General features: G+C 62.7%; 5 protein-coding genes. 3 read left to right on the forward strand and 2 right to left on the reverse strand.

The window, feature by feature from the left end; translation table 11 throughout:
- Positions 1–88: 88 nt before the first annotated feature.
- The 3 genes from rsmA to VF436_RS20630 all read left to right on the forward strand — a co-directional run bounded on the left by rsmA (position 89) and on the right by VF436_RS20630 (position 2,326).
- Entirely contained in the window at positions 89–874 is a 786-nt protein-coding gene (gene rsmA / locus VF436_RS20620; protein WP_330905933.1) for a 16S rRNA (adenine(1518)-N(6)/adenine(1519)-N(6))-dimethyltransferase RsmA, read from the forward strand.
- A gap of 211 nt (positions 875–1,085) precedes the next feature.
- Positions 1,086–1,469, forward strand: coding sequence for a Co2+/Mg2+ efflux protein ApaG (gene apaG / locus VF436_RS20625; protein WP_330905939.1), 384 nt, complete (start codon positions 1,086–1,088; stop codon positions 1,467–1,469).
- A 5-nt stretch (positions 1,470–1,474) separates the two neighbouring features.
- Complete coding sequence (locus VF436_RS20630) at positions 1,475–2,326, forward strand: symmetrical bis(5'-nucleosyl)-tetraphosphatase (RefSeq protein WP_330905934.1); 852 nt, start codon at positions 1,475–1,477, stop codon at positions 2,324–2,326.
- Between the two features lie 292 nt (positions 2,327–2,618).
- On the opposite strand, the gene secA is transcribed toward VF436_RS20630, so the two are convergent.
- Both secA and VF436_RS20640 read right to left on the reverse strand, forming a co-directional pair.
- Entirely contained in the window at positions 2,619–5,345 is a 2,727-nt protein-coding gene (secA, locus tag VF436_RS20635) for a preprotein translocase subunit SecA (protein WP_330905935.1), read from the reverse strand.
- Positions 5,346–5,653: 308 nt separating this feature from the next.
- Positions 5,654–6,000 (reverse strand): M23 family metallopeptidase (locus VF436_RS20640; protein WP_330905936.1); only part of this gene is annotated, 347 nt, incomplete at its 5' end.

Genomic DNA, 6,000 nt, shown 5'->3' on the forward strand with positions numbered 1-6,000 from the left:
CAGGCAGCGTAACTGCCGCCCCTCCCCTGCGGGCGGCCCCGCTCGACACATCTGGTTTAATAGTCCCCCCTCCTGACGCCTAACGCCCATGTCCGCTCGTCCCAAGAAAAGCTTCGGCCAGCACTTCCTGCACGAAAAGCGCTACATCGAGCGTATCGTCAGCGCCATTTCGCCGAGGCCCGAGGACCAGGTCATCGAGATCGGGCCCGGTGAGGGTGCCTTGACCCTGCCCTTGCTGGCGGCCGCCGGCAAGATGACGGCGATCGAACTGGATACCGACCTGATTCCCGACCTCACCGCTCGCGCCGCGGCGGTGGGATCCTTGCAGATCATCCACGCCGACGTGCTCAAGGTAGATTTCACCGCGCTGGCGCGCGAACGTGGCGTGGAGAAATGGCGGGTTGCGGGCAACCTGCCCTACTACATCTCCAGCCCGATCCTGTTCCATTGCGTGGAACACGCCGCCGCGATCGCGGACATGCACTTCATGCTGCAAAAGGAAGTGGTCGACCGCATGGCCGCGGAGCCGGGCAGCAAAGTGTATGGACGTCTATCCGTGATGCTGCAACTGGTATGCCAGGTCGAACCCTTGTTCACCGTGCCGCCAGGGGCTTTCCGGCCGCCCCCGAAGGTAGACTCGGCCGTAGTACGCATGCGTCCTCTGCCGACCGAGCAGTTACCCAAGGCCTCGCCCGATCGATTGCACGCCGTGGTGAAAGCCGCCTTCGCCCAGCGCCGCAAGACCCTGGGCAATGCGCTCAAGCAGGTCATGGATACCCAGGCCATCCTGGCCGCCGACGTCGATCCCAAGGCACGGGCGGAAGACCTGGCTCCGGCTGACTTCGTGCGCCTGGCATTGATCGAGACGACCTGAGAAAGCCGCCAGAACTGCACACGCCCGTCCCTACGGCAGCTTTCGGGCAGGTCCTGCGGCCTGCATCGGCCAGGAAGCGGCATGACCGCCGGGCCTGGGAAGGGATTGCGACACAGCGCCGTGCAGGGCAGCCTCAGGCAACACTCACGAAATTTTCTTCCGGCATGCGCGAGGTTGCGCTATGGATGGCAGCACCGCTTACAATCGCGGCATGACCGAGAAATCTCCCTACACGATCGACGTGCAGGTGGCTTCCCGCTTCGTCCCCGACCAATCGAAGCCTGCCGAAGACCGCTACGTATTTGCCTATACCATCACCTTGCGCAACAGCGGCGAGATACCGGCGCGTTTGTTGACCCGTCATTGGGTCATCACGGATGCCAATGGAAAGATCGAAGAAGTGCGAGGCGATGGCGTCGTGGGCGAACAGCCCTGGATGCGCCCTGGCGACGATTACGAATACACCTCTGGCGCCGTCATCGAGACGGCGGTCGGCACCATGCAAGGAAGCTATGAAATGCTGGCCGATGATGGCACACGGTTCGAAGCGCCGATTCCGGCATTTACGCTCTCCATTCCACGCACGCTGCACTGACGCCGATGGCCACCTACGCAATCGGCGACGTGCAGGGCTGCTATCCCGAACTGCAACGACTGCTGGAGAAACTGCGCTTCGACCCAGCCCAGGACAAACTATGGTTCTGCGGCGACCTGGTCAATCGCGGGGGGCAGTCGCTCGACACCTTGCGGCTGATCCACAGCCTGCGTGAGCACGTCACCGTCACCCTGGGCAATCACGACCTGAGTCTGCTGGCGATCGGGCAACGTCGCCAGGATGCCCAGTCGAAGGTCAATCCCGAACTGCGCGAAGTGCTATTCGCCGAAGACGCGCCGATCCTCTTCGAATGGATGCGCAGCCAGAAGCTGATGCATCACGACGAATCGCTGGGCTGGACCATGGTGCACGCCGGGCTCGCACCCAGTTGGACATTGCGCCAGGCCTTGCGACAGGCACAGGACATCGAACGCGAGTTGTCGAGCCCGCGCCATCCGCGTGTCCTGAAGAACCTGTTCGGCAACCGGCCCGCCGCGTGGACCAGCCGGTTGCAAGGCATCGACCGCATGCGCGCCTCGATCAACACGTTCACGCGCATGCGCTACTGCGACGTGCAGGGCCGCATCGACTTTGAAAGCAAGGGCACGCCGGGCACGCAAAAGCCGGGCATGTACCCATGGTTCGAAGTCCCCGGCATGCGTCGCCGTGAAACCCGCATCGTCTGCGGCCACTGGTCCGCGCTCGGCCGCTTCGCTGGCCTGGGCATCTATGCCATCGACACCGGCTGTGTCTGGGGCGGCAAACTCACCGCCATCCGGTTGGAGCGCGACGAGGAGCCGGAGTACATCACGGTCAATGCCGAACCGCACCGGAAGAAGATTCCCGGGGCCGATTGAGTGAAGCGGGGGAGATGAGTTGCGGGAGAAGGGCTACGGGGGCGCGAAAACCGTTCCGCTGAGGCCAGCGTTCTCTTAGCGACAAGAGCTCGTACCACGTCGCAGACCGACCTCCTGTGCCCGTACAGGCAGGCCATTTCAATCGCCTTGACCGCAAGCTCACGGGCTTACCCCACCCGGTTGATCTTGCGCCTCACCGCCCCTCCTCCCGTCTCCAATCCCCAAACATCGGCCCAAGAAAAAGCCGGGACCAGCCCGGCTTTTTCTTGGGCCATAGCAATCGCGCGAAACCTCAGCTCAACTGCCCGTGGCAGTGCTTGAACTTCTTGCCTGAGCCGCATGGGCACGGATCGTTACGGCCGACCTTGGGGCCGTCGCGCTGCAGCACTTCCTGTTCGATCACCGGCATGGGGATCTCCGGGGCGTTCAGCACGCTCTGCGGCGGAGCGCCGCCGCCGGTGGCCTGCATCTGCTGCTGCAAACGCTCGGCCAGGCGCTGTTGCTCGGCCTCCATCGCGGCGACTTCTTCCTCGCTGCGGATGCGCACGCGCGCCAGCATCTGCACGACTTCGCTCTTGATGCGATCGAGCATGCTGGAGAACAGCTCGTAGGACTCGCGCTTGAACTCCTGCTTGGGTTGCTTCTGCGCATAACCACGCAGATAGATGCCCTGGCGCAGGTAGTCCATGCTCGCCAGATGCTCCTTCCAGGCGTTGTCCACCACGCTGAGCATGATGTGCTTTTCGAGCTGGCGCGTGGTCTCGGCGCCAATCTGGGCTTCCTTGTCCTTGAACAACTGCTCTACCGCGTTGCGCACGTATTCGAGCACCGCGTTGTCGTCGGCTTCCTTTTGCGACTCAAGCCAGTGGTGCACATCGGCCTTCACGCCGAAGTCGCTGTCCAGCTCGCGATCCAGGCCCTCGATGTCCCACTGCTCGTCAATGCTATGCATGGGCACGTAGCGCCGCACCAGATCGGTGACCACGTCGTCGCGGATATCGGCGATGGTCTGGGCGACGTCGTCGACTTCCAGCAGTTCATCGCGCTGCGCATAGATGACCTTGCGCTGGTCGTTGGCAACGTCGTCGAATTCCAGCAGGTGCTTGCGGATGTCGAAGTTGTGCTGTTCAACCTTGCGCTGCGCCTTTTCGATCTGGCGGCTGATCATGCGATCTTCGAGCGCGTCATCTTCCTTCATGCCGAACATGCGCATCCAGCGACCAACCCAGTCGCCGGCGAAGATGCGCAGCAGGTTGTCCTGCAACGACAAGTAGAAACGCGACGAACCCGGATCGCCCTGACGACCGGAACGACCGCGCAGCTGGTTGTCGATACGACGCGATTCGTGGCGCTCGGTGCCGATGATGTGCAAGCCACCCGATTCGAGCACCTGATCGTGGCGCTTCTGCCATTCGGCCTTCACGCGCTTGCGATCGAGCTCGGTGGCATCTTCGGGCAGCGTGTGCATCGCCGCTTCCAGGCTGCCACCGAGCACGATGTCGGTACCGCGACCGGCCATGTTGGTGGCGATGGTGACCGACCCGGGAGCACCGGCCTGCGCGACGATGTGTGCCTCGCGTTCATGCTGCTTGGCGTTGAGCACTTCGTGAGGAATCTTATCCTTGCGCAGCAGGTTGGACAGCAACTCGGACACCTCGATCGAGGTAGTGCCGACCAGCACGGGCTGGCCGCGCTTGTTGCAGTCCTTGATGTCCTCGATCACCGCGCGGTACTTGGCTTCCTGGCCCAGAAACACCATGTCCGGGTTGTCCTTGCGGATCATCGGCTTGTGGGTGGGAATCACCACCACTTCCAGGCCATAGATCTGCTGGAACTCATAGGCTTCGGTATCGGCCGTACCCGTCATGCCGGCCAGCTTCTTGTACATGCGGAACAGATTCTGGAACGTCACCGTAGCCAGGGTCTGGTTCTCGCGCTGAATCGGCACGCCTTCCTTCGCTTCCACCGCCTGGTGCAGGCCATCGGACCAACGACGGCCCGGCAGCGTACGACCAGTAAATTCGTCGACGATCACCACTTCGTTATCGCGCACGATGTAGTCCACATCGCGCTGATAGATGGCATTGGCGCGCAGGGCGGCATTGAGGTGATGCACGACGGCCAGGTTCTTGGTGTCGTACAGGCCGCTGTCCTGCTCGATCGCGCCGACCTGGCGCAGCAGTTCTTCGGCGTGCGACATGCCCTCTTCGGACAGGGGCACCTGCTTCTGCTTCTCGTCGACCCAGAAGTCGCCGGTGCCGTCTTCCTTTTCCTGGCGAATCATCTGCGGAACGATGCGATTGACCGCGATGTAGAGCTGCGGCGAATCCTCGGCCGGCCCGGAGATGATCAGCGGCGTGCGGGCTTCGTCGATCAGGATCGAGTCCACTTCGTCGACGATGGCATAGTGCAGGCCGCGCTGGTAGCGCTGGTCCTTGGACAGGGCCATGTTGTCGCGCAGGTAATCGAACCCGAACTCATTGTTGGTGCCGTAGGTGATGTCGGCGCCATACGCGGCGTGCTTGTCGCTATGTTCCATGCCCGGCCAGACCACACCGACAGTCAGGCCCAGGAAGTTGTAGAGCTTGCCCATTTGCGCCGAGTCACGGCGGGCCAGGTAGTCGTTGACCGTGACCACGTGCACGCCCTTGCCCTCCAGGGCGTTGAGGTACACCGGCAGGGTGCCGACCAGGGTCTTGCCCTCACCGGTACGCATTTCGGCAATACGCCCGGAATGCAGCACCATGCCGCCAATCATCTGCACGTCGTAATGGCGCATGCCGAGCACGCGCTTGGCGCCTTCGCGCACCACGGCGAAAGCCTCGGGCAGGACCTTATCCAGCGACTCGCCGCCGGCGATCCGCTGCTTGAACTCCTCGGTCTTGCCGCGAAGCGCGTCGTCGCTGAGCTTCTCGAACTCGGGCTCAAGCGCGTTGATACGCGCCACGGACTTGGACAGCTGGCGCAGCACGCGCTCGTTGCGGCTACCGAAAAGGCTCGTCAGTGCACGATTGAACATCGATCTTCCGGATCTGGATACAGGGGCGCCCGGCCGCCAGATGCCGGTCGGGACGAAAGGATTGATGATACAGGGGTTGGCAGGTTAGCCCAACCGCCCGCCTTGGGGATGGGCGCGAGCGAAGGGAAATTCAAGTTGACAGAAATTGACTTAAGGTGAGGCCGGCTGCCGAGCGGCCTGTCAAACCGCTCGCTGTAAACGGGAAATGGCCAAAAGCCGTAACACCTGGGATGCCTGCTTTTCCCGTTAACCCTTTACAGGTGGCGCAGTCACCGGCTTAACAGGCCGCCTGACGGCAGGCTGTTCCCTCACCGGTGACTCTTCACATACGCCAGCGGATTGACCACGTGGCCGTTGTACCAGACCTCGAAATGCACGTGCGATCCGGTCGAGCGGCCGGTCGAGCCCGCCTTGGCGATGACGTCGCCGATGTGCACTCGTTGACCCGGGTGTACTTCCAGCTGGCTGTTGTGGGCGTAGCGGGTCATGTAACCGTTGCCATGGTCGATCTCGACCACGTTGCCGTAGCCATTGCGGACGCCGGCATAGGTAACCATGCCTTCGGCCACGGCGGTGACCGGCGTACCGGTGGGCGCGGCGATGTCGATACCCGTGTGGCGGGCGGCATGTCCGCTGAACGGGTCGGGACGACCGC

The organism is Dyella sp. (assembly GCF_036384435.1).
Taxonomy (GTDB): Bacteria; Pseudomonadota; Gammaproteobacteria; order Xanthomonadales; family Rhodanobacteraceae; genus GSA-30.